Annotated in this window: 23 protein-coding genes, 1 tRNA gene and 2 rRNA genes; 7 read left to right on the forward strand and 19 right to left on the reverse strand. The window is 34.9% G+C overall.

Translation table 11 applies throughout. The annotated features are described in order from the left end of the window. The first annotated feature begins 4 nt into the window (after window positions 1-4). Entirely contained in the window at window positions 5-421 is a 417-nt protein-coding gene (locus WBM_RS06995; protein ID WP_011256878.1) for a YqaA family protein, read from the forward strand. Between the two features lie 63 nt (window positions 422-484). On the opposite strand, the gene WBM_RS06605 is transcribed toward WBM_RS06995, so the two are convergent. The 10 genes from WBM_RS06605 to pstC form a co-directional block, all read right to left on the reverse strand. Continuing rightward, the gene (locus tag WBM_RS06605) at window positions 485-799 is read right to left on the reverse strand and encodes a hypothetical protein (protein WP_011256879.1); all 315 of its coding nucleotides are present in this window, start codon (window positions 797-799) and stop codon (window positions 485-487) included. A gap of 656 nt (window positions 800-1,455) precedes the next feature. Continuing rightward, entirely contained in the window at window positions 1,456-1,647 is a 192-nt protein-coding gene (locus tag WBM_RS06610) for an N-acetylmuramoyl-L-alanine amidase (RefSeq protein WP_233417509.1), read from the reverse strand. A 161-nt stretch (window positions 1,648-1,808) separates the two neighbouring features. Further along, on the reverse strand, window positions 1,809-2,006 hold the full coding sequence (locus WBM_RS06615; protein WP_041571496.1) for a hypothetical protein: 198 nt from the start codon (window positions 2,004-2,006) through the stop codon (window positions 1,809-1,811). Window positions 2,007-2,197: 191 nt separating this feature from the next. Continuing rightward, window positions 2,198-2,413 (reverse strand): hypothetical protein, encoded by a 216-nt coding sequence (locus tag WBM_RS06620; RefSeq protein ID WP_011256880.1) that lies wholly within the window; start codon window positions 2,411-2,413, stop codon window positions 2,198-2,200. Window positions 2,414-2,937: 524 nt separating this feature from the next. Further along, the gene (locus WBM_RS04170; protein WP_179943613.1) at window positions 2,938-4,134 is read right to left on the reverse strand and encodes a phosphoglycerate kinase; all 1,197 of its coding nucleotides are present in this window, start codon (window positions 4,132-4,134) and stop codon (window positions 2,938-2,940) included. Window positions 4,135-4,175: 41 nt separating this feature from the next. Beyond that, window positions 4,176-5,195: an NAD(P)/FAD-dependent oxidoreductase gene (locus WBM_RS04175; protein WP_011256882.1), complete on the reverse strand. Its 1,020-nt coding sequence runs from the start codon at window positions 5,193-5,195 to the stop codon at window positions 4,176-4,178. A 911-nt stretch (window positions 5,196-6,106) separates the two neighbouring features. Beyond that, complete coding sequence (gene fsa, locus WBM_RS04185; RefSeq protein WP_011256883.1) at window positions 6,107-6,751, reverse strand: fructose-6-phosphate aldolase; 645 nt, start codon at window positions 6,749-6,751, stop codon at window positions 6,107-6,109. A gap of 755 nt (window positions 6,752-7,506) precedes the next feature. Beyond that, the gene (locus tag WBM_RS04195) at window positions 7,507-7,842 is read right to left on the reverse strand and encodes a F0F1 ATP synthase subunit epsilon (protein WP_011256885.1); all 336 of its coding nucleotides are present in this window, start codon (window positions 7,840-7,842) and stop codon (window positions 7,507-7,509) included. A 5-nt stretch (window positions 7,843-7,847) separates the two neighbouring features. Continuing rightward, on the reverse strand, window positions 7,848-9,290 hold the full coding sequence (gene atpD, locus WBM_RS04200) for a F0F1 ATP synthase subunit beta (protein ID WP_041571591.1): 1,443 nt from the start codon (window positions 9,288-9,290) through the stop codon (window positions 7,848-7,850). Window positions 9,291-9,397: 107 nt separating this feature from the next. Beyond that, the gene (gene pstC / locus WBM_RS04205) at window positions 9,398-10,495 is read right to left on the reverse strand and encodes a phosphate ABC transporter permease subunit PstC (protein ID WP_179943606.1); all 1,098 of its coding nucleotides are present in this window, start codon (window positions 10,493-10,495) and stop codon (window positions 9,398-9,400) included. Window positions 10,496-10,621: 126 nt separating this feature from the next. Between pstC and rpmH the strand changes: the two genes are divergently transcribed. The 3 genes from rpmH to WBM_RS04215 all read left to right on the forward strand — a co-directional run bounded on the left by rpmH (window position 10,622) and on the right by WBM_RS04215 (window position 11,473). Continuing rightward, a complete protein-coding gene (rpmH, locus tag WBM_RS05580; protein ID WP_011256888.1) occupies window positions 10,622-10,756 on the forward strand; it encodes a 50S ribosomal protein L34 in 135 nt (44 codons plus the stop codon). Beyond that, a complete protein-coding gene (gene rnpA / locus WBM_RS05585; protein ID WP_011256889.1) occupies window positions 10,749-11,108 on the forward strand; it encodes a ribonuclease P protein component in 360 nt (119 codons plus the stop codon). The genes rpmH and rnpA overlap by 8 nt, the downstream gene beginning before the upstream one ends. An 86-nt stretch (window positions 11,109-11,194) precedes the next feature. Then, complete coding sequence (locus WBM_RS04215) at window positions 11,195-11,473, forward strand: hypothetical protein (protein WP_011256890.1); 279 nt, start codon at window positions 11,195-11,197, stop codon at window positions 11,471-11,473. 76 nt (window positions 11,474-11,549) lie between these two features. On the opposite strand, the gene rrf is transcribed toward WBM_RS04215, so the two are convergent. After that, window positions 11,550-11,656: ribosomal RNA gene (rrf, locus tag WBM_RS04220) — 5S ribosomal RNA — on the reverse strand. A gap of 65 nt (window positions 11,657-11,721) precedes the next feature. Then, window positions 11,722-14,512 (reverse strand): 23S ribosomal RNA (locus tag WBM_RS04225). Window positions 14,513-14,857: 345 nt separating this feature from the next. Between WBM_RS04225 and WBM_RS04230 the strand changes: the two genes are divergently transcribed. From WBM_RS04230 to ruvX, 3 genes are read left to right on the forward strand one after another with little or no spacing between them, the layout of a single operon-like run. Next, window positions 14,858-15,931 carry a methyltransferase gene (locus WBM_RS04230; protein ID WP_041571499.1) on the forward strand — a complete coding sequence of 358 codons (1,074 nt, stop codon included), beginning with the start codon at window positions 14,858-14,860 and terminating at the stop codon, window positions 15,929-15,931. 54 nt (window positions 15,932-15,985) lie between these two features. After that, the gene (locus WBM_RS04235; protein ID WP_011256892.1) at window positions 15,986-17,770 is read left to right on the forward strand and encodes a ribonucleoside-diphosphate reductase subunit alpha; all 1,785 of its coding nucleotides are present in this window, start codon (window positions 15,986-15,988) and stop codon (window positions 17,768-17,770) included. Next, a complete protein-coding gene (gene ruvX / locus WBM_RS04240) occupies window positions 17,771-18,238 on the forward strand; it encodes a Holliday junction resolvase RuvX (RefSeq protein WP_011256893.1) in 468 nt (155 codons plus the stop codon). A 46-nt stretch (window positions 18,239-18,284) separates the two neighbouring features. Here ruvX and ruvC read toward each other — a convergent pair whose 3' ends face one another. The 7 genes from ruvC to rplU all read right to left on the reverse strand — a co-directional run bounded on the left by ruvC (window position 18,285) and on the right by rplU (window position 23,026). Next, window positions 18,285-18,773: a crossover junction endodeoxyribonuclease RuvC gene (ruvC, locus tag WBM_RS04245; RefSeq protein WP_011256894.1), complete on the reverse strand. Its 489-nt coding sequence runs from the start codon at window positions 18,771-18,773 to the stop codon at window positions 18,285-18,287. Beyond that, entirely contained in the window at window positions 18,774-19,592 is an 819-nt protein-coding gene (locus tag WBM_RS04250) for a cytochrome c oxidase subunit 3 (protein ID WP_011256895.1), read from the reverse strand. 826 nt (window positions 19,593-20,418) lie between these two features. Next, the gene (locus WBM_RS06625) at window positions 20,419-20,790 is read right to left on the reverse strand and encodes a hypothetical protein (protein WP_225416113.1); all 372 of its coding nucleotides are present in this window, start codon (window positions 20,788-20,790) and stop codon (window positions 20,419-20,421) included. 334 nt (window positions 20,791-21,124) lie between these two features. Continuing rightward, window positions 21,125-22,297: a methionine adenosyltransferase gene (gene metK / locus WBM_RS04260; RefSeq protein ID WP_011256896.1), complete on the reverse strand. Its 1,173-nt coding sequence runs from the start codon at window positions 22,295-22,297 to the stop codon at window positions 21,125-21,127. 60 nt (window positions 22,298-22,357) lie between these two features. Then, window positions 22,358-22,434, reverse strand: a tRNA-Ile gene (locus tag WBM_RS04265). Window positions 22,435-22,455: 21 nt separating this feature from the next. Continuing rightward, complete coding sequence (gene rpmA, locus WBM_RS04270) at window positions 22,456-22,713, reverse strand: 50S ribosomal protein L27 (protein WP_011256897.1); 258 nt, start codon at window positions 22,711-22,713, stop codon at window positions 22,456-22,458. Window positions 22,714-22,723: 10 nt separating this feature from the next. Then, complete coding sequence (gene rplU, locus WBM_RS04275) at window positions 22,724-23,026, reverse strand: 50S ribosomal protein L21 (protein ID WP_011256898.1); 303 nt, start codon at window positions 23,024-23,026, stop codon at window positions 22,724-22,726. Window positions 23,027-23,211: the final 185 nt, after the last annotated feature.

The following is a 23,211-nucleotide window of genomic DNA, read 5'->3' on the forward strand; positions in this document are numbered from 1 at the left end:
TCATATGGAAAATTATCTCCTGCTGTTCACAGATAACCTAGTATCATCGCTGATTTTACCTATACACCAAAGTTTTGTGTTTTATACTATGTTGTATTTCAGGTCATATTATAATCCACTACTTACGTTACTCTTTGGAGTACTGGGATCAAGCGTTGGTGGAATGGTCAATTGGTACTTAGGTAGAATAACAATTTCTATTAGGAAATCATACCACAAATTAGAGAACGAGTATAAAACACCAAGAATCATAAAAAACCTACTGATCTATGCAGTTGCATTACTCTCGTGGGTGCCAGCATTTGGAAGCGTAATACAAGTTTTATCAGGTTATTTTAAATTAAACCTCAGTATCTTTACTTTATTAACCATTTTATCTAATCTTTTTTACTTGTTATGCCTAATCATTACTGTTCAATAGTTATTATCAAGTAGCTGAGCTAGCTATTAGTTTTTAAAACTCTCCCTCTACTTTTCTAAATATTCAATATATCTTCGTGCAGTGCAGTCCAAGATATTCGCTTCTCATATTAGGCATAAGTTTTTGCTTCCAAGTGTTCTTAAATTCTTGAAACCATTGCTTCTCAAAATTTTGAAAATCAGTCAAAATTTTTAACCTAAACTTATCAATCAAATTTGAAACTTCTACAACTTTTTCAGGGCTTACAGTCTTTAAAGACAATACTTCATTCTTTAATATATCCAACTTTACTAAAATATTAGGCTTAAACGGTATATAAAGTGAAGATCTTATATTGTATCTTAGATAAGAGCTGTAATACAGCTTGATATTATACATTAACGTAGCAAAGCATCAGAAGAAATGCTATTTTTATATTGTGCAAGAGAGGACAATAAACACTTGTAATCTATTTTATTTAAAAATGGTGTTTGTAAACTTAACTTAATTCTATCACTCAAAGATGTGAATTTTTGAAAACATAACTGCCATACTCGCTTAAAAGTTCAGGCAAAATATCTTCCTGTCTAGCTTTGGAAGCAACTCTTTTACGATCTCTTTTGGTAATGGCTTATTGAAAACTGATTGATGACCCATGCAAAATTCTCTTCAAACTCTCTGTGTAATCAGTGTTACTATCAGGAAAAATTACATTGTTCTCTTTGTCATTTCAAGGCAATATTTTTTAAAAAAATTTGTTTGACCTTTTTTTTAATTTTAAAATATTCTCACTTTTATCACCGCCTCACACAAAATCTCACTTACTTTTTGCTCCACGTCTTTAGGACTGACCTTATCACCTATATGCAATCCAATGCTATTTTTCTAATAATTTCCAATCAAACAACTTATGTGGATCAGGCTTACGCACCCACGTAGACCTCAATAGCTGAGTTATATACTATAGTGCCTATTTCAGCGTGATTAAATACCATATCTTTCTTAATCTTAAAGCGTTTCATAAGGTATAAAATCAGACCTTTGACAGATTTTATTTATTCTCCTGGGAAAGGTTCAAGTCCTGTGTTCACAATTTCTATGCCTATAGAACAATCATTCAGCTTCTGTAGTTCTTTAATCACACTATCTACTTGAACTCTTGCACAACTGATACCAGCATGCCATGCCCTTTTTTCTAATGGAACCATCAAAATAATGCTACCATTTCTATTAACAATAAGCTGCACTGATATTCTTCTGAAATTTAACGCATCTTTTGTGCTTTTTAATGTCGGGATTCGATATGGTGCACTATCACCATCAATATCTTTCTGTCACTCTACCATCATAATTTAAATTTGGTGCAGGGTCTAAAAATAGCAGACTTTTTAAGGATGATAGATTTTTTTTAATCTTGAAAATCTTCCTCAATGCTATTTGAATAAAATTGTTGCTCAGATACAGTAAGCATTGAAGTCACAACAAGCAACAAAAGCACAGAGGCAAACAGAGCTGATAGATATTTCTTACTATAAACTTCATGCAGTTCTAACATCCCACAAATCGCAGAAACTATCTGTAATATAACTAAATTAATACAGTACATATAAAATGATATTTATTTAACTTTTTTCTAGCCAGTGTGCCTATCAAGGTTTGCTGCAGCTACAATTAGTACTTTTATCATTACATTTTGATGTTAAATCAGGATAGAACGTAAGAATAGCACTATTCTTTCTCACAAATACTGATTGATAACTATAATCTTCCATTTTATATAGCACATTCCATCTTTTTCTAATTTCTCACAAACGCTTTGGTTGTAGAATCTAAGATATCATCAGCATGAGGGTTATATGCATGCTCATCTGGGCACTTAATTTTCACTTTTCCATCCTTACCTAAATATTTTACTTCAAGCATACAAGCCAGCGATTTGGTATCCAATTTATTGCACTGGAATTTATTGTTCCAGATTGCACTTGCCCATTTATCTTCTTGAGCCTCAACCATACCTACTCCAAAATCATACCACCTAATCCTATTTCATCTGGCTCACCATAAAAAATATGCCCAAATCCTATAGTTTCTTTTTTAATTCCACTATTTGTGAACTAAATCTTAGTTAGTTTATCCTTAAATAACTTTAAATCTGCATCCGGTGTAATCACCCGATGATTAAGCTTATCATATATTTTTTCCACTAATTCTTAATGCTGTGAACAATCAAGCAAAATTCTGAAATCCTCCTTACCAGGATGCGACCCCAATCACGCAAACTCTTAACATTTCTCTATCAAAATCAGTCAGCTCTGGAAGCGACGGGATATAGTTTGGACCTGAAGAATCTATTTCGAAAAAATGGTTCAAAGTTAGTTCGTGAATTTGCACCACTAAAACAATGACCCTTAATATAAAAAAGAAATCCTATTATCGGTATTATTAAGCATAAAACTAGTTTATCTCTCTTTAACACAACTGCAATACAACTCCATAAAAAAGTTAGGGTACAAGCAACAATTTAAATTAAAAAAGCTTTAATTTAACATAGATTGCAGCGCAGCAATCCCTGGCATCTTGTCACCGCTAAGCCAACTCAAAAATGCCCCTCCACCAGTTGAAACATATGTAAAATCTTTATCAGTAAGACCTGCAGCATTTATTGCAGATAAACTATCCCCTCCTCCTATTACGCTGGTCAATTTTCCTTTATGTGTTGAGTCACTTACGACTTTCATCACCTCTATTGTACCATTTGCAAAAGCTGAATGTTCAAAAACACCAATAGGTCCATTCCATAGTAGAGCCTTACTGCTTGCTACTATACTACTTATTGTGCTTAAAGTTTGAGGTCCTATATCTAAAATCACATCATTATCCAAAACAGATTCAGTTTTTCTTAAAATGCAAGTGCTATAATCAGAGTTTACTGCAATCAGAACATCTTCAGGTATAACTATTTTGCAATTGTTTTTATCTGCTATTTTAACAACATCATGCAGAAGACTATCAACGCCATTTTGAAAGAAAGATTTGCCTATATTAACTTTATTAAATAATAAAAAATTGTTAGCAATTGCACCACCGAGGACTAGATAATCGACCTTTTCTGCTAATCTTATAAGCATTTTTATTTTAGTTGATATTTTAGCCCCTCCAACTATTGCAGTAATAGGTTTAGCCTCAAATGATACAGCCTTCTCAAGATATCTTAGTTCATCTTGTAAGCAAAATCCTGCATAGGAAGGCAAAAATTCTGTAATGCGTGAAATAGAAGCGTGAGCTCTGTGAGAGCAAGAAAATGCATCATTAACATATACATCCGCTAGAGATGCCAATTGTTTGGCAAAATTTGCGTCATTTTGCTCTTCTTCCTTATAAAATCTCAGATTTTCTAGTAATATTACATCTCTTATAGCTATCGCATTCACTACTTTTTGTACTTTTTTACCAATACAATCATCAACAAATTTTACCTCTTTATTTAATAGCTGTGATAAAGTTTTAACCACATTTTTTAGTGAAAGATTATTGTCTTTGGCCCTTGGGCGTCCAAAGTGTGATATAATAATAACCTTTGCACCTGCATTTACCAAATGCCGAATAGTAGGTAATGACCTCAAAACACGAGTAGCATCGTGCACTTTCCCATTCTTTATAGGAATATTGAAGTCAACTCTAAGTAAGACAGCTTTACCGTGAAGATCACAATTTTCTATATTAGGTATATTCATCATAAAATTAAAGCTATAAAGCCACTATGCAGCAGTTTGACCTAAAGTAAATCGCTTTTTTTTCCACGTACTACCTTTGAAGTTGAATATTGAAAATTAACCGGAGAATTGTGGATCACTTTATATATGTCATAACAAGCCATGGTACTCTCGGCAAAACCATTTAATATCAACTTTAGTTTGCCCAAATAAGCAGCTACATCTCCAATTGCATATATCCTATCTCTACTAGTTCTAAGTGTAGCTTGGTCAACAACTACGCGGCTACGTTCTAACTGTATATCCCAACTGCCTATTGGACCCAAATCCATTGATAGTCCAAAAAACGGCAGTAAGAAATCAGCGGATATTTTTTTTTCTTCCTTAGAGGTAATATTTTTTATTATCACCGCACTCAACTGCCCATCGTTTCCCGTTAGCTTGTGTAGTTGATATGGCACTACAAGTTCTATCCTTCCGCTACTTTCAAGTAATTTTAATTTATTTCTCGTTTCAGAAACGCAACGAAATTCTTTTCTTCGATGTATCACATAAATTTTCTTTGCAACTTTAGAGAGTTCTACGGTCCAATCAGCTGCAGAATCGCCTCCTCCTGCAATCACTATGATTTTGTCCTGAAAATCAGAAATTTTATTCACGTTATAAAATACGGATTTATTTTCATATTCTAATATACCACTAAGGGGTGGACGGTTAGGTTCAAATATTCCATTGCCTGCAGCAATGATAATAGCCTTGCATTTCACCTTCGTACCTGCGCTCGTTACTACAATAAAACTTTGACTGTCATTATTCGCAATTTCTTCCACTCTTTGACTTAAATGGTAAACAGGCTCAAATGGTGAAGCCTGTTCCATTAACTGCTCAATTAATTTTTGAGCAGTAATTACGGGATAGCCAGGTATATCGTATATTGGTTTTTCTGGGTAAAGAGCAGTGCATTGTCCTCCCGCTTGATCTAAAACATCTATTATATGACATCTCATATCAAGCATTCCTGCTTGAAAAGCGGTGAATATTCCAACAGGTCCTGCACCTATTACTACTATATCAGTTTCCATATTCAGGTGGTAATTTACTTAGATATTAGTTGACTTTGTTAATAAGGTCAATTAGTCAAACTACAAAAACGATGCCATGAATTAAATGGCAAAATTACTTGACACATTTTGCTAGACCTCTTACCATAGTACTGAAGATATTAGTTACTTTCAATTTATGCAGATTAAACAACAAGATTATTAACGTAGTTGGCACCTTATATTTAATTTTTTGCACTATGTGTACCTTATGTCTTCACAAGATTTCTAGGGTTTTTATCTATATGAGCTGAAACGCGCTTATAAAGCATTTAAGATAGTATAGCACACCAATTTGCAGGATTAGAGAGTAAGCAACTTCTACCACAGAGTCCCTTTCACCTTTTTTTCCATTTGGTAAGCTTCTTAAATATTTATAGCTCAAGGTTAGTTGCAACTATGAAGCAAAATGTAATCCAGGCTTTTTTAAGCCGTAGAAACAGAGCTATAAAAAAATTACTTCTGCATACTTCAAACCTCATTATAATGATAGCAGAGGTATTTAGAGAGCTTAAAATATACCTCGGCCTACAGATAAAACAACAAAATTCAGTAAAAAGTGTAATGTATCCTCTTTAGGATATACAGATGCACATGGTCATATGTATGCTGCATTTTTCCTAAATCTCAGATGCCTATAGCTGTGTTGTTCTCTACGCTGTGTAGCTTATCGCCCTTATGGTAGTAATAACATATTACCAACTTCACGTGTGAAAAGGTTTTTCATAGTAACAGTAGCAGCATAACATCTGACACTTGACTTTTATTCTTAAGTCAAAAAGCTAACTAGTATATCTATGATTTTTAACATTAGATTGTAAAATAGCAAAGCTTCATATGCTTTAGGTTAATATGTTTTTGCCTTTTCTCACTTAGCAAATTCCTTTGATTATTTACTGTTTTGTACTCCAGTCTTTTTCAAATATTGCAAGCCCCCGGTCGGTAAGTGGATGGTTAAGTAATTGTCTAAGCACTTTTGCTGGCACAGTAATTGAATTAGCACCAAGCCTTGCAGCTTCTATTACATGTGTTGGACTCCTTACCGATGCAACGAGAATTTTAGTATCAAATCCATAATTAGAATATATAGTGCATATATCTTCTATTAGCAACAAGCCATCATAGCTTATATCATCAAGGCGACCAACAAAGGGAGAAATAAAACAAGCACCGGCCTTAGCGGCAAGCAGTGCTTGTCCAGGAGAAAAACATAATGTTATATTAGCAGGTATTTTATGTTCTGTCCACAACTTTTTACAAGAAATTAATCCTTCATATGTAAGAGGCAATTTTACTACAATATTACTAGCAATTTTTGTTAACTTAAGGCCTTCTTTAACCATATCTTCATGGTTACTTGCAACAACTTCAACACTAACAGGCCCTGTTACAATAGAGCATATCTCACTTATTAAACCCTCGTATTTATCTTTACGCCCAGATTTTGCTATTAAAGAAGGATTGGTTGTTATACCATCAATGAACTCTTTCAGTTCTTCAATTTCATTTAAATCAACGCTATCAAGAAAAATTTCCATATTAACCTTCCACGAAAAAAAATATCCCTGTAGAATCTTGCCATCCTACTGCCTGACTTATAACCGTGTGAACTTCCTGAGTTATGGTAGAATAAGACACCAATTTGCTGATGTCACCCAAGCATAACTGTACAAACATCAAGTAAGAGTAATTTGTACCAAGAAGAAAGATGTTATCCAAGTAGCTTAACACATAACTGTACGAACATTGTATTTTGAGAGCAATCCCTACCAGAATGATTTCATGCCAGTGCTCGGACACGCAGCTGTAAGAACTTTCTATGTTGTAGTAGGGTAAATACAAGATATCAAATACTGCTATCACCCCAGTGCTTGACACTAAGATCCAGGAATTCTGGTTGTAAGTAAGCACACCGAGTTGATAAGCATAAAAGCAAGCTGGTTTTACTTGAAATAAACATTTTCGATGAGACTGCATGGAAAGCTGGATCTTAGTGTTATACACTTGGATAACAAGGAAGGAGCACTGGGATAATACCCCATCGGTAGGTCTAAATCGCAATGCTTGTACAGTTGTATGTCTGAGTACTAGGATGATATCATTCTTTTTCCTAAATCCTAGTGTCATACACTTAAATAACAAGGAATGGGCGCTGAGATGACACCCTCCTGGTAAACTCAAACCACAGTGTTCATACAGTTGTGTTTCTGGGCACTGGGATAACAAAAAAAGAGCACCATGAGCAAAAACCTTACAGCTGCTTGAATGATAATCGACTTTTTGCTTAAAATAGCTAAGAAAGAAATTTACCATTAAGATAACTTAAATACATACTAATTCTCTTATTTTTAAGTAGCTCTTCATCATGAATCACATGATCAAAAATCTGAACTTGATTTGTCATAATGTTACAACTATTACCTGCAACTTCCAATATTCCATTATCAATCACAACCTTCTTCTCCTTCTGGATAACAGTTTTAACAGTAATTACACTAGGTAATAAATAAATTAAGTAAGGAGAATGGTGAGCTAAAACCACCAGCTCCCCTTCTAGCCCATTTACCGAAAGAGACACTACCCTCTTGAATGAAATCTGATTATCAGGAGAGAAAAATTGTACTTTCATAACTCTTAACTTTTAGCTCCAACTTTAGTTTCATCCTTGATTAATTCAGCCTTTTTTATCGCTTCATCTATATTCCCTACCATATAAAATGCAGCCTCTGGCAAGTGGTCATACTCGCCTTCAACAATCCCTTTAAAACTGGAAACAGTATCAGAAAGTGAAACAAATTTACCAGGCATACCAGTAAATACTTCCGCAACATGAAAAGGTTGAGAAAAAAACTTCTGAATTTTACGAGCTCTATCAACAGTAATTTTATCCTCATCAGACAGTTCATCCATACCAAGTATGGCAATAATATCTTGCAATGATTTATAAGTTTGCAATATACGTTTTACCTCAGAAGTTACCTTATAATGCTCTTCACCAACAATTTCAGCAGACAAAGATTGAGATGTTGAATCAAGCGGATCAACAGCAGGATATATACCCATTTCAGCTATTTGTCTTGACAATACTGTGGTTGAATCAAGGTGAGAGAATGTAGCTGCTGGAGCCGGATCAGTTAGATCATCTGCAGGAACATATATAGCTTGTACAGAAGTAATAGAGCCTGAAGTAGTCGAAGCTATTCTCTCCTGCATTGCACCCATATCTGTTGCAAGGGTTGGCTGATAACCAACAGCTGAAGGCATTCTTCCAAGCAAAGCAGAAATTTCTGAACCAGCTTGTGTAAAACGGAAGATATTGTCCACAAAAAATAGAACATCTTGGTTTTCATGATCACGAAAATACTCTGCCATAGTTAGTGCTGTCAAAGCAACTCTAGCCCTTGCTCCGGGAGGTTCATTCATCTGACCATAAACCAAAACAGCTTGAGATTTTTCGTGTTCATTGACATTTATTACATTTGAAGTGATCATCTCGTGATAAAGGTCATTACCCTCACGTGTTCTCTCCCCTACCCCGGCAAACACAGAAAATCCTTTATGAGCTTTTGCTATATTATTAATCAACTCCATTATTAGAACTGTTTTACCGACACCAGCTCCACCAAACAAGCCAATTTTTCCTCCTTTAAGGTAAGGAGCAAGAAGATCTATAACTTTTATTCCCGTAACTAAAACTTCTTCCTGTATTTTCTGTTCAGTAAAACTTGGAGGCACTCTGTGTATGGATTCTAAATCATACTTTCCTTTCAGTGGGCCACATTCATCTATAACCTCTCCAACAACATTAAAAATCCTTCCTAAAGTTGAACGCCCAACCGGAACTGATATTGGTGCACCTGTATCAACAAACTCGTCATTTCTTGATACACCATTTGTGCTATCCATAGCAATACAACGGACTATATTGTCACCTATATGCTGTGAAACCTCTAAAATTAGCTCCTTACCTCTATATTCTAGTTTGCTCTTTAAAGCATTAAATATTCTAGGTAGTTCGCCTTCAAATTTTAAATCAACAACTGCTTGAGTTACCTTAACCGTTCTACCTACATTCATTTCTTTACTTTTATCATCTAACACTATAATTTAACAAAAAAAGCCCCTAAAGAACTCTGAAAAAAATAAATTTTATATTATAAATAGAAATTTTGCAACAACATTTGCTAATTACGCTTTATTATAAACAATGCAAAAGCATTCAATAACCAAGTAATAATAAATAGTACTAAACTAAGCACATAAGCAGCAAGAGTTTGTATGCTATTGAAATCCTGATCCCCGGTAAGTAATGTAGCGATTTGTACAGTAATGGTAGTAACTGAATTAAGAGGATTGAAAGTCAAGTTCGAGTTGATTCCCACAGCCATCAGTACTATCATTGTTTCGCCTATTACTCTTGAAATTGATAATAAAATTGCACTTAAAATTGTAGGCATTGCATAAGGTATTGTTATGTGCCATATAGTTTCTGCTGGAGTTGCCCCCAACGCCATAAAGCCATAACGCAAGCTTTTTGGCACAGACCTGATCGCATCCTCTAATAAAGAAATAATAAAAGGTAGAATCATTATCCCTATCGATAAACCAGCAACTAAGGCACTCTCTGAGTGTATATTTAACCCAAAAAAACTTGCTATCTGCTTTACAAAGGAAGATAAAAATACAACCGAGAAATATCCATATACAACCGTAGGAATAGCAGACAAAACTTGCAACGTTGTATTAACAATGTAACGTACTTTCTCACTTGCATATTCACTAATATATATCGCAGAAAATAAACCTAGCGGAACAGCAACTAGCATTGCTACAATAGTTATAACTAATGTACCAACCAAAAGCGGAGTTATACCGAAACACCTTACCTTTTCTTCATTGATAGTTAGTACACTGTGGCCCCATTTTAAGCAAAACAAGAATTCTGAAATAGATACCTTTTTAAAAAATTCAATAGACTGAGTAAGAATAGATAGCATTATAAATAAAGTGATAAAAAACGATATGGCTAGAGCCACAAATAATGAAAATTTGATTACCTTACTTCTTCTACTCTTAAAAATAAAAGCAAACATGAAAAAAAGGAATGCTATGGAAACAGAAGTTATAAAGTAATCGTCACAGAGTATTAACGACCAAGTTAACATCCATACACAACTAAGGCATAAATAAATTTTAACCTTGTCCATCCGCTGAAACTTGCTGAAGGAAAATAAAAGAATCAGTAGTACAGGTATGAAAAGGATCATTGTCAATGAATTCATTTGCTCACATATCGAATCTTATTTTACGAGAATACAATTTTTAAGAGCATTCAATACATATAATGCAACCATCATTTGACAATAAAGTAAAACAATTTAAAATAGCTAATTGTATTTATAAAAACAATGAAAAGAACATTTCAACCAAAAAATTTGATAAGAAAACGTAGGCACGGTTTTCGTTCGCGTATGGCAACAAGAGCTGGAAGGAAAATCCTCAATAGACGTCGTTCATTAGGGTGTAAAAAATTATGTGCATAATCAAGTTATCAAGCATAAAAAAAAAGATTTTTCACTTGCCTTTAAAAACAAACTAGCACTTAGTAATCTTTTTTACCGTGGGCTTTATATATCATTATATGCTATAAAAGAGAGAGCGCCTGAAAAGCATGTTGACATCATCAGGGTAGGTATTGTTATTAGTAAAAAAGCCGGAAAAGCAACAAAAAGAAACAAAATCAAAAGACGATTACGAGTACTTGCTAGAACTAACATTTTAGATATAAGTAATATAGGGTACTACTACATAATATTAACTCATAAAAATATTATGCAAGCAAGTTATAAAAACTTACGGAAAGATATAACTATTTGCTTAAAAAAAATAAAATAAGAAAAAATCTCAATTAAGGTATTTACAACTATATTATTTATGATAACATAGGTAAAATTTTTAAAATTGATTAATAGGTGTGGTGAATGATGGCGCACATAAAAGAGGCAAGTGATACAAACTTTAGTGAGATGTATGGATCTTTATTTCCCTCTAAAGAAAATGGAAAAGGAACATGGATAGATTGGAAGGCAGCATTCAAGCAACAAAAATTATTAGAGGCAGAAAGTAATGTAATGTTATTAGAAATCAGTTATTCTCTTTTAAAAGAAAATCAATTATATAAAGAAGAAGTAGGAACAAAGCTAGACAATATAATAAAAAACAATCAAGGAAATGTAAGAAAAGGCAGGCAAATTTGCTAAAAAGCAGAAATTAAAAAAACAAGGGAATTAAAATAAAAGTATGTTTATCACTTAATTAATAAAGAAATTTTTATAAACTTGGCAGCGACCTACTCTCCCTTTTCAAGTACCATCAGCGCTAAAAAGTTTCACTTCCGAATTCGAGATGGGATCGGGTGTTTCATTTTTGCTAAAACCACCAAGTTAATAAAAACCTCTAATTCAATAAATTCACTTAATATTTAACACTGCATATTCACATATAGAAAACAAATAAATCAATCAGGCTATTAGTACTAGTTAGCTCCACACGTTACCATGCTTCCACACCTAGCCTATCAACGTGGTAGTCTTCCACGGCCTTAATTGGGAAATCTTTTTGAAGAGGGTTTCTTGCTTATATGCTTTCAGCAATTATCCCACCTATACATAGCTACCCAGCAATGCTATTGGCATAACAGCTGGTACACCAGAGGTATATCCATCTCGGTCCTCTCGTACTAGAGTCAGATCTTCTCAAATTTCCTTCACCCACGGCAGATAGAAACCGAACTGTCTCACGACGTTCTAAACCCAACTCACGTATCACTTTAATCGGCGAACAGCCGAACCCTTGGGACCTTCTTCAGCCCCAGGATGTGATGAGTCGACATCGAGGTGCCAAACGGTGTCGTCGATATGAACTCTTGAACACCATCAGCCTGTTATCCCCGGCGTACCTTTTATCCGTTGAGCGATGACCCTTCCATACAGAATCACCGGATCACTATGACCGACTTTCGTCTCTGCTTGGCTTGTCAGCCTCGCAGTCAGGCAAGCTTATGCCATTATACTATCAAGCTGATTTCCGACCAGCTCTAGCTTACCTTCGCACGCCTCCGTTACTCTTTAGGAGGCGACCGCCCCAGTCAAACTACCCACCATACAATGTCCTAGTTTCAGATAATGAAACATAGTTAGGTATCAAAAGTGTAAAGGGTGGTATCTCAAGGTTGACTCCATTATAGCTAGCGCCATAACTTCAAAGTCTCCCACCTATTCTGCACATCACATTTTTAATACCAATGTAAAGCTATAGTAAAGGTGCACGGGGTCTCTTCGTCTAACCGCGGGTACCCCGCATCTGCACGGGGAATTCAATTTCGCTGAATTGATGTTGGAGACAGTGGAGAAATTGTTACGCCATTCGTGCGGGTCGGAACTTACCCGACAAGGAATTTCGCTACCTTAGGACCGTCAGTGTTACGGCCGCCGTTTACTGGGGCTTCAATTTAGAGCTTACACCCCTCTTATTAACCTTCCAGCACCGGGCAGGCGTCAGACCCTATACTTCCACTTACGTGTTTGCAGAGTCCTGTGTTTTTAGTAAACAGTCACTACTCCCTATTTTGTGCCACCTACTTATAGTTGCCTAAAAGCAGGTTACCCTTCTTCCGAAGTTACAGGTACAATTTGCCGAGTTCCTTCAACATCATTCTTTCAACACCTTAGTATACTCTACTCATCCACCAGTGTCGGTTTACGGTACGGCCTCATAAATATAAGTGCTATTTCCTGGAGCTTTTTTTAAGCATAGGTCAATCCAATAAGACCTATACAAATACAAAACCCGTCACACTTAAGAGGTTCAGGAATATTAACCTGATTGCCATCAACTACTCCTTTACGGACTTGCCTTAGGAACCGACTAACCCTACGCAGATTAACTTAACGTAGGAACCCTTAGATTTTTGGTGAGAGTGTTTTTCACACTCTTTTACGCTACTTATGTCAGCATTCTCACTTCTGATATCTCCAGCAGTTTTTACAAACTACCTTCACAGATTTACAGAACGCTCCGCTACCGCACTTATTAACTGCAATCAATAAGTACCTACATCTTCGGTATACAGCTTTAGCCCCGGTACATTTTCAGCGCAGAAAAACTTATTTAGACAAGTGAGCTGTTACGCTTTCTTTAAAGGATAGCTGCTTCCAAGCCAACCTCCTAGCTGTAATGGTTTTTCTACTTCCTTCCCCACTTAGCTGTAATTTTGGGACCTTAGATAGTAATCTGGGCTGTTTCCCTTTCCACCACGGACTTAGCACCCGCAGTGTGTCTGCTGTATAATCAATTATTGGTATTCGGAGTTTAGTTAGATTTGGTAAGACAGTGAGCCCCCCTAGTCTATCAAGTGCTCTACCCCCAACAACATACATACAACGCTCTACCTAAATAGATTTCGCGGAGAACCAGCTATTTCCAAGTTTGATTGGCCTTTCACCCCTAATCACAACTCATCCAATAATGTTGCAACATTAACTGGTTCGATCCTCCAGTGTGTTTTACCACACCTTCAATCTGGTCATGACTAGATCACTTGGTTTCGGGTCTAATCCATAAAACTAAAACGCCATATTCAGACTCGCTTTCGCTATGCCTATACCTAACGGCTTAAGCTTGCTTTATAGATTAACTCGCTGACCCATTATGCAAAAGGTACGCTGTCACTCTAATGTAAATTAGCTACAAGATCGCTCCCATAGCAAAAACATAAAGCTCCAACTGTTTGTAAGCACTCGATTTCAGATTCTATTTCACTCCCCTCCCGGGGTTCTTTTCACCTTTCCCTCACGGTACTTGTTCACTATCGGTCGTCAAGGAGTATTTAGGCTTGGAGGATGGTCCCCCCATGTTCAAACAGGATTTCACGTGCCCCGCTCTACTCGAGGATTTAAAAACTTTCTACCTATACAGGACTATCACCTTCTATGGTTACTCTTTCCAGAGTATTCTAATTCTTATTCTTAAACCACTAGCCTTTCCCGCTTTCGCTCGTCACTACTAACAGAATCTCGGTTGATTTCTTTTCCTTTGGCTACTTAGATATTTCAGTTCACCAAGTTCGCTTTACATATTAATCTAACATGCAATAACTAGCTCAACTAGTTGGGTTTCCCCATTCGGAAATCTGCGGATCAAAACCTGTTGACAATTCCCCGCAGCTTATCGCAGCCTGCCACGTCCTTCATCGCCTCTTAACGCCAAGGCATCCATCAAGTGCTCTTAATAATTTATTTATTCGACTATATGCAGAATATGCAGAGTTAAATATTATTGAAATTGAACTGAGATTAAATTAATCTCTACCATAAAACTTGTCAAACATCTAAAAACTAAATTAACTTCTTATATATTAGAAACCAATAAATAATATGTCAACGCTTTTTTACACAAAATATTTACTTACGTTGGCAAGGATAATATACTGTAATCCTAAGTAGGTAAAATTTTTAACCTAAATAAGTGATAAAGCAGAATTATATACAATGAAAATTAATGAAAAAAATATTTTGTAATATAAAATGCTTTAAAAATCGATTCTGCTCAAAAATGATAATGAACATTAAGGGTATTTTTAAGGTATGAAAAGCAACTTATCCTTCGTAAGTATTATTTTAAATTTTATTTATAAGTTAATCGGTATGTTTAACCTTAAGAAGGCTAAACAATTCGCTGTAAATAAATATAACGCTCTCCATAAGGAAACAACAGCATTTCTTGAAAAACCCAAAAACCTATTAAGCACTAATATTGAAATCGGTTTATATCACTTCTATAAAGGTAACATCTCAGATGCAAAATTACGATTTTGGTTAATCGGCATGTTTTATTCCAATTTACCTATAGTTTGGTACAACATAGGGAGGTGTCATTTTGCAATGGGAAATACCAGTAAAGCTTACACCTATTTAACAAAGACACTAAAACTAGACAGTAATTACGAAGAAGCGTCTTATTACATAAAAAAAATGACAAATCCAGCACCTATTATAAAATTGCCTAAAAATATCATAAAACAATATTTTGATTACACTGGAGAACATTTTGTCGAGCATTGGTTAATCGCTAAACAATATAGAGGTCATGAACTCGTACACACGGTAATTACAAAAATTTTTAACGATTCCACTTCTGAACTCAACGTACTTGACCTTGGTTGTGGAACTGGAATATGCGGTCATTTCTTAAAAATACACAATACTGGGAATCACATAACAGGAATTGACATTTCAAACAGAATGCTAAATATTGCTAGAGGATGCTTTATAAAGGGTAAACCTGTTTATAATGAATTAATACATATAGAAATGACAGAGTTCCTTAAACAAGAGAGAAATCACCTATATGATGTCATTATTTTCGCTGAAGTGCTACATTATTTGCATGATTTTAAAGCAGAACTGGAATTAGCAAAAAAATCTACGAGTAAAAAAGGTGCAATTGTATGTTTAATAAGAAGAAAGGAAGGTAAAGGTATTGACTTTGTAAATAAAGGAGATTACTTCCGTCACTCAGAAAGTTATGTTCAACATGTTGCAAAAGAAATAAATATGCAAATAAGCTATATGAGTTATTGTAAAATATATGGAAGTCAGGTTGATGGTATCTTATTTGCATTACAGTATCCACAAAAAAAATCGAAAAGCCTAACTTAAAGCATTACTATTGCTTAAAACAGTGTCTATGTACAATAAAACAAAGAGGAATTTATGAATAATATTATTATTAATCATGAAAAAAATGGCAAATTGACCGATTTTGGGAAAGCAGTTCTATCAGACAGGTACTTAATAGAAAATGAAAGTTATCAAGATCTCTTCATACGCATTGCCAACTACTATTCTGATAACAAAGAGCATGCACAGCGTCTTTATGATTACATGAGCAATTTGTGGTTCATGCCTTCAACACCAATACTTAGCAATGGTGGCACCAACAGAGGATTGCCTATCTCTTGCTTTCTTAATGAAACCGAAGACAGTCTGCAGGGAATAGTCGATTTATGGAACGAAAATGTCTGGCTCGCCGCACGTGGAGGAGGAATAGGTAGTTACTGGGGAAATTTACGTTCAATTGGCGAAAGTGTAAAAGGCAGTGGTAAAACATCAGGAATCGTACCATTTATTGTGGTGCAAAATGCTCTAACACTCGCAATTAGTCAAGGGTCCTTAAGAAGAGGAAGCTCAGCAGTTTATCTTCCTGTATCCCACCCAGAAATAGAAGAGTTTCTGGATATACGCAAGCCAACAGGAGGAGATCCAAATCGCAAAGCATTAAATATACACCATGCTGTGATAGTAGATGACAGATTCATGCAAGCTGTTGAAAGCGACCTAGAATGGAATTTAATCAGCCCTTATAACAACAAAGTTATCTCAACAATCAAAGCACGTGATATATGGATTAAAATACTAACAGCGAGAATTGAGACTGGAGAACCTTACATTATCTTCCTCGATGCAATAAATAACAATAAGCCAGAGTCTTACAAAAGACTCAATTTAGATATCAAAATGTCAAACCTGTGCAGTGAAATTACTTTAACTACAGGCTACGACCACCTAAACAAATTGCGTACTGCTGTGTGTTGTCTATCGTCAGTAAATCTTGAATACTATAAAGAATGGAGACACAATGAACTCTTCATAGAAGATATAATGCGTTTTCTTGATAACGTACTGGAAGACTTTATAAACAAAGCACCAGACGAAATACAGCGAGCAAAGTATTCTGCAATGAGAGAGCGTAGTATTGGCCTTGGTGTGATGGGCTTTCACTCATTTTTGCAAAGTAAAATGGTTCCTTTCGAGTCAGTAACAGCACAACAGTGGAACAAAAAAATATTTAAGTATTTACGCAAGCAAGCAGATATGGTCTCTAAAAAATTAGCAGAAGAAAAGGGAGCATGCCTTGATGCTAAAGAAATCAATCTAATGGAAAGATTTACACATAAACTTGCTATCGCCCCAACTGCCTCAATTTCTATTATTGCAGGCAATACTTCCCCTGGAATCGAACCATATGCAGCAAACGTATTTACACAAAAGACACTAACAGGTTCATTTGTAGTGCGAAATAAATTCTTGCAAAAACTATTAGCAGAAAAAAATCAAAACAATGATAAAATATGGTCTTCGATTTCGACAAATGAAGGTTCTGTGCAGCACTTAGATTTTCTTAACAAGCATGAAAAATTAACATTTAGAACAGCATATGAACTTGATCAAAGATGGATTATAGAACACGCAAGTGATAGAACCCCATATATTTGTCAATCTCAATCAGTAAACTTGTTTTTACCTGCTAATGTACATAAACGTTACTTGCATAAAATACACATGCTTGCTTGGAAAAAAGGTTTAAAGAGTTTATATTATTGTCGATCACAGTCAATGCAGAGAGCTGACAAGGTTTCTCATGACATATTCAAAGCAAGTGAAATGTTCCAGCAAAGAACAGATATTGATTATAGTGAATGTTTGTCATGCCAATAGATGCTATATAGAGATCCTTATGAATTTCTAAAGTCTATTCCAAAAGACAAATGCATAATGTGTCTTGACATGGGAGAGAAGCAAATAGGCATAGCGTTCAGTGATAAAACTCAGCTCATAGCTACAGCACATAGCGTATACTACAGAAAAAATATAAGCAAAGATTTAGGTTATCTAAACAGAATATTCAAAAAAAATGAAGCTGGATCAATAGTAATCGGGTTACCACTGGAAATAGATGGACAAAAAAGTGAATGGTGTAAAACCATAATCAAATTCGCAAACAAAATGATAAAAAAATACAAGGTAAGCACATATTTACAAGATGAAAGCTTGTCAACGTCTATTGCGGCTCATACACTAAAGATTAGCGGAGTATCAACCACAAAATCAAAAAGAATAGATGATAAAATTTCCGCATGTATTATTTTACAACGGACATTAGATAAGATAAATGTAATTAAATAATTTTTCTTGAGTTGTTGAATTTAAAATGCACAATTGAATAATAAAACTACCTCACAAAATAAGAACTTTTTGTATAAACGTGGCAAATCGCTACAGCGAGAGCATCAGCAGCATGGTGGCATTTTATATTTAAATTTTTAATTATCTGTTTCACCATGAATATAACCTGATCCTTATCAGCATGGCCATTTCCGGTGATGCTTTTTTTTACATAATTTGTATCATATTCATTCATAGTTAACTCTGTTATTTCTAATACTAAAATTACAATCCCTCTCGCATATCCTAAAGTTAGTGAAGATTTTGGATTCTTATTAACAAAAATTTTTTCTATTGCAGCTTCACTTGGAGAATACAGAGAAATTACCTTCTTTAATTGTTCAAAAATTACATGCAAGCGTTCACCCATACCGAGCTTATTACCAGTTGATATAGTGCCACTGCCTAGAAATTCGATATTGCTTCTTTCATCCATATCAATAATAGCCCACCCGGTTTTACTCATTCCCGGATCGAGACCTATTATTCTTGTCACTTAAAAAACACTTAGCCAATAAACAAACACAAACAAAAATATCCAGACTATATCTACAAAGTGCCAATACCAAGAAGCGAATTCAAAGCATAAATGATCCTGAGGTGTAAATTGATCTTTCCGCGCTCTGAACAAACATACTGACAAGAATATTATTCCTATTATAACGTGCGCACAGTGAAAACCGGTAATCATATAAAAATTGGATGCATAGATTCCTGCTTCTTGTAAAGAGAAACTCGTTTCATGATACTCTATTGCCTGTACTATTACAAAAAACACTCCAAGTAATATAGTTATGTACAGCATTTTAATCATGCTCTTTTTATCATCTTTAAATAAAGAGTGATGTGCCCAGGTAATTGTTGTACCAGAGAGTAATAATATTAACGTATTCATGAATGGTAGCGACCATGGATCAGGCAGTAAAATTCCCTCAGGAGGCCATTTAACTTTTTTTGTAGGAGAAAACGTTTCAAACAAAAAAACCGGATCAAGCCAGGCTTTAAAGAATGAACAAAAGAACACTATAAAAAATACAACTTCTGAAAGGATAAATAAGTACATTGCAAACTTGAGTCCATGCTTGACAATTGCAGTATGGCACTTATCATAAATGGCTTCTTTTACTACATCTTTCCACCAATAAAACAACACTCCTGATACTGCAGAGGTTCCTAAAACTAAGCCAAATATCCCAGAAACCTGTTTATGGAGCGTGCCAACTAATCCAAGCACAAGAATAAAAATTGCAGCTGACATGGCAATTGGCCAAGGACTTGAATCCACTAAATGAAAATCATGTTCTTTACTTTTCATACACCATCTTCAAAAACATGTATTAAGCATACAAATTAGCTTAAAATTGTCAACGTTTCTTAGAAACTTGATCGAATTTTGGAAATTTATGCGCTGTCCCAAAAGTTTAATTCAAATTGTGCATTTATCCTAAATAACTCAAGTATTCTGCTTCTCTCATTTCCTCCTACCTTTTTGCAATATTCATCAACAATATCCTCTAAAGCAGTGCATCCATATGCTATTAAATTACTGCTACAAAAACAAACCAGTCTTTTTATCTGTTATTTTTCCTGAATTCACCTTTCATACTATCAATGACAATCTTACATACAAATATACAAGAATATAAAACTGTTATAGTTTCATAGGCATTACTACATGAGAAAGAAAATTGGTAAATTCGAAGCATACAGAAGATTTTTCTACTCTTTATACTATATATAGCAAAACAGTGACTACACAGAAATCTGTTAGCAGCTATTGACCCCTGTGCCACCCTAGCAAGCAGGACTATGTATCATAGTTTTCTATTCTTGATGCCATAACTAATACGATACGAACATAATCATCTAAAAATAATACATCCTGTTGAATACAGAACTTAAAACTCTCTATGTTTAAAGTATTATTCATCAGCCCAACATTTTAAAAGGATGATCTATATTATATCCCTTAAGAGGTTTGACCCACAACAGCTCCTAATTATACCACTAAACATTACAGTACCAACAAGATTAAGTTAATATAGATAATCCACTCCAACATTTCCCCATCATGAGATACTAGAATAATACATCTCATCCTAGAATACCAGCTAAAGTTTTAATCCATTACGAAAGAACTCCTATATATTTTTTCGTTCATCATTGCCGGATTTTTTACATAGATTGTTCATAATTTCAGTTACATCGTCAATCATATTACTCGCCACGTCAGTGTTAAAAAAATCTATCCGCTTTTGATATTTATTGCCAGTAGTGGCGTTACCTCTCACAATGTAATGAACAACTATTTGACATATACAGAAGCATGGGTAAGATGCTGCTAAACCTTCAGCAATAAAATTATGATATGTAATGTACATGAAAAATTCAGTAAGGGCAGAGCAAGATTTTGACTTTTTGTGGTTGTCGGATAAATTACAATCTGCAAAATGTTCCTTATAATAATCTCGTGTAGCAAATGTTCCAATAGCTATATCAGTTAACTTATCCATTATTTCAATATTGTTAGCTTCAGCTGCAATAACCAGTAAAACTCAAGTATAATCTGTTACATATAAAAAATTCTGCTGAAGATAAAATTAAAACTTTTCATAATCTAGCGTACTACTCATTAATTCAATATTAAAAGGATGTTCTCTATCTTTTCAATAAGACCAGATGATTCTCTTATAGCTATATCGTAGAATTCTCCTTCCTGTTTTGTTATACATTTTGTGAGTTTCATAAATATAAAAATTGCTATTAATGTAGTATAATTATTATGAAAAGCTAATTGCGCTTTAACAATAAGTTAGCATACCAGTATTGAACTATAAATTAAAAATCTTAGCAATCTAAAGAAACTTTCCTATTACTTTGCACACTAAATTCTCTAGAAAGATCAAGAGATAAGTTCAAATTTTCCCAAGAAAATCCATCATCCTCTTCTGATTCTTTACCAAAGTGTCCATAACAGGCTGTACGTTTATATATAGGACGGCTAAGTGATAAATGTTTAATAATACCCCTGGTTGATAAATCTATATTACTCTCAATAAGCTTTTTAATTCTTTCTTCATCTACCTTATTTGTACCAAATGTATCAATGTAAAACGAGGTAGGCTTTGACACACCAATTGCATAAGAGAGCTGCACAAGACAGCGCTCGGCTAAATTTGCAAAAACAATATTTTTAGCAAGGTATCTCGCCATATAAGCTGCAGATCTATCAACCTTTGTTGCATCTTTTCCAGAAAATGCTCCCCCACCATGTGGAATATAACCTCCATAAGTATCAACCATAATCTTTCGTCCGGTTAATCCACAATCACTAACCGGTCCACCGATGACAAACCTACCAGTTGGATTGACAAAGAAATTTTCCTCGGCACACATCCACCCTTTAGGTAAAGACGAAACTACGTAAGGGTAAATTATTTCTTTTACTTTTAATTGATCCAAATCTTCAGGATGCTGTATTGAAACGATAATACTTTCAGCACGTACTGGAAGATTACTCTCATACGCCAAAGTAATTTGCGACTTTGCATCCGGACCAAGTTTTGCTTCCTTAACCACACTCATGACGTTTTTCAGAATAGAGTGCGCATAAAAAATGGGTGCTGGCATAAGGCTTTTTGTTTCTATTGTTGCATAGCCATACATTATGCCCTGATCTCCAGCGCCTTGATCCACCCCTATAGCAATGTCGTTTGATTGTTCATGCAGCAACATATTTACTCCGACTTCTCCCCAGTGAAAACCATCGTGCTCGTAACCAATATCTTTTATTGTATTCCTTACAACATTTTCAATTGTGCTATTTGCAACGTTAGGCCCAAATACTTCCCCAGCTATAATAACATTATCTTTGGTAACTAAAGTCTCTATCGCAGTTCGTGAAAAAGGGTCAGTTAAAAGGTATTCATCAAGTACTGCATCCGAAATTTGATCCGCTACTTTATCTGGATGACCAGCTGCAACCGACTCACTGGTTATTAAATTTTTACGTAAACTCATGCTTTAGATCTGCTTATATAATAAAAGTTATTATAAAAAATCTAGCTAGCAACCATCAAATGGTGGGCCTGGGAAGAGTTGAACTTCCGACCTCACGCTTATCAGACGTGCGCTCTAACCACCTGAGCTACAGACCCCTGATTTATTCAAGCTGAAGCTTATACATTATCTACAGGTACAATATCAATAAAAGTCTTTTTATTTACTGACTTTCTAAACCTAATCCAGCCTTCCACTTTAGCAAAAATTGTATGATCTTTACCCATACCAACATTTTTTCCAGGATGAAACTTTGTACCCCTTTGACGGACGATTATGTTACCAGGAATAACTTTTCCGTTCTTTTTTATTCCTAACCTACAACCTGCGGAATCCCTACCATTACAGGAGCCACCACCTGATTTTTTAGTTGCCATATCTTACCCATTATTTTTGAAGATTAATTTCATTGATACGAAGAACAGTTATATACTGCCTATGACCAGTTTTCCTACGGTAATTTTTTCTTCTCTTCTTTTTAAAAATTATAATTTTCTCTCCTCTGCATTGTTCAAGCACTTCAGCCTTAACAGTAGCATCAGTTAAATAAGATAAACCGTTGCCTGAAAGGCAAACTGCCTTATCAATCTCTACCTCCTTTCCTTCCTCAGCTTCTAATTTTTCTACTTTTATTACACTACCTTTTTTTACTAAATACTGCTTCCCACCTGTTTCAATCACTGCAAACATAACAAATATACACTTTCACTGTTAACTTTAATTGTAAAGGACGTCATATATGACGTCAAGACAAATCCTCTCAAGCTATATCAAATACTTTCAGTAGTCACAGAACTGCATTATGAGCTAAAAGCAACTCTACAAGTCCTTGGGATTGCATCCAGCAGCATAGTATAATATTGTTCTACTTTCAT

It is taken from the genome of Wolbachia endosymbiont strain TRS of Brugia malayi (assembly GCF_000008385.1).
Taxonomy (GTDB): domain Bacteria; phylum Pseudomonadota; class Alphaproteobacteria; order Rickettsiales; family Anaplasmataceae; genus Wolbachia.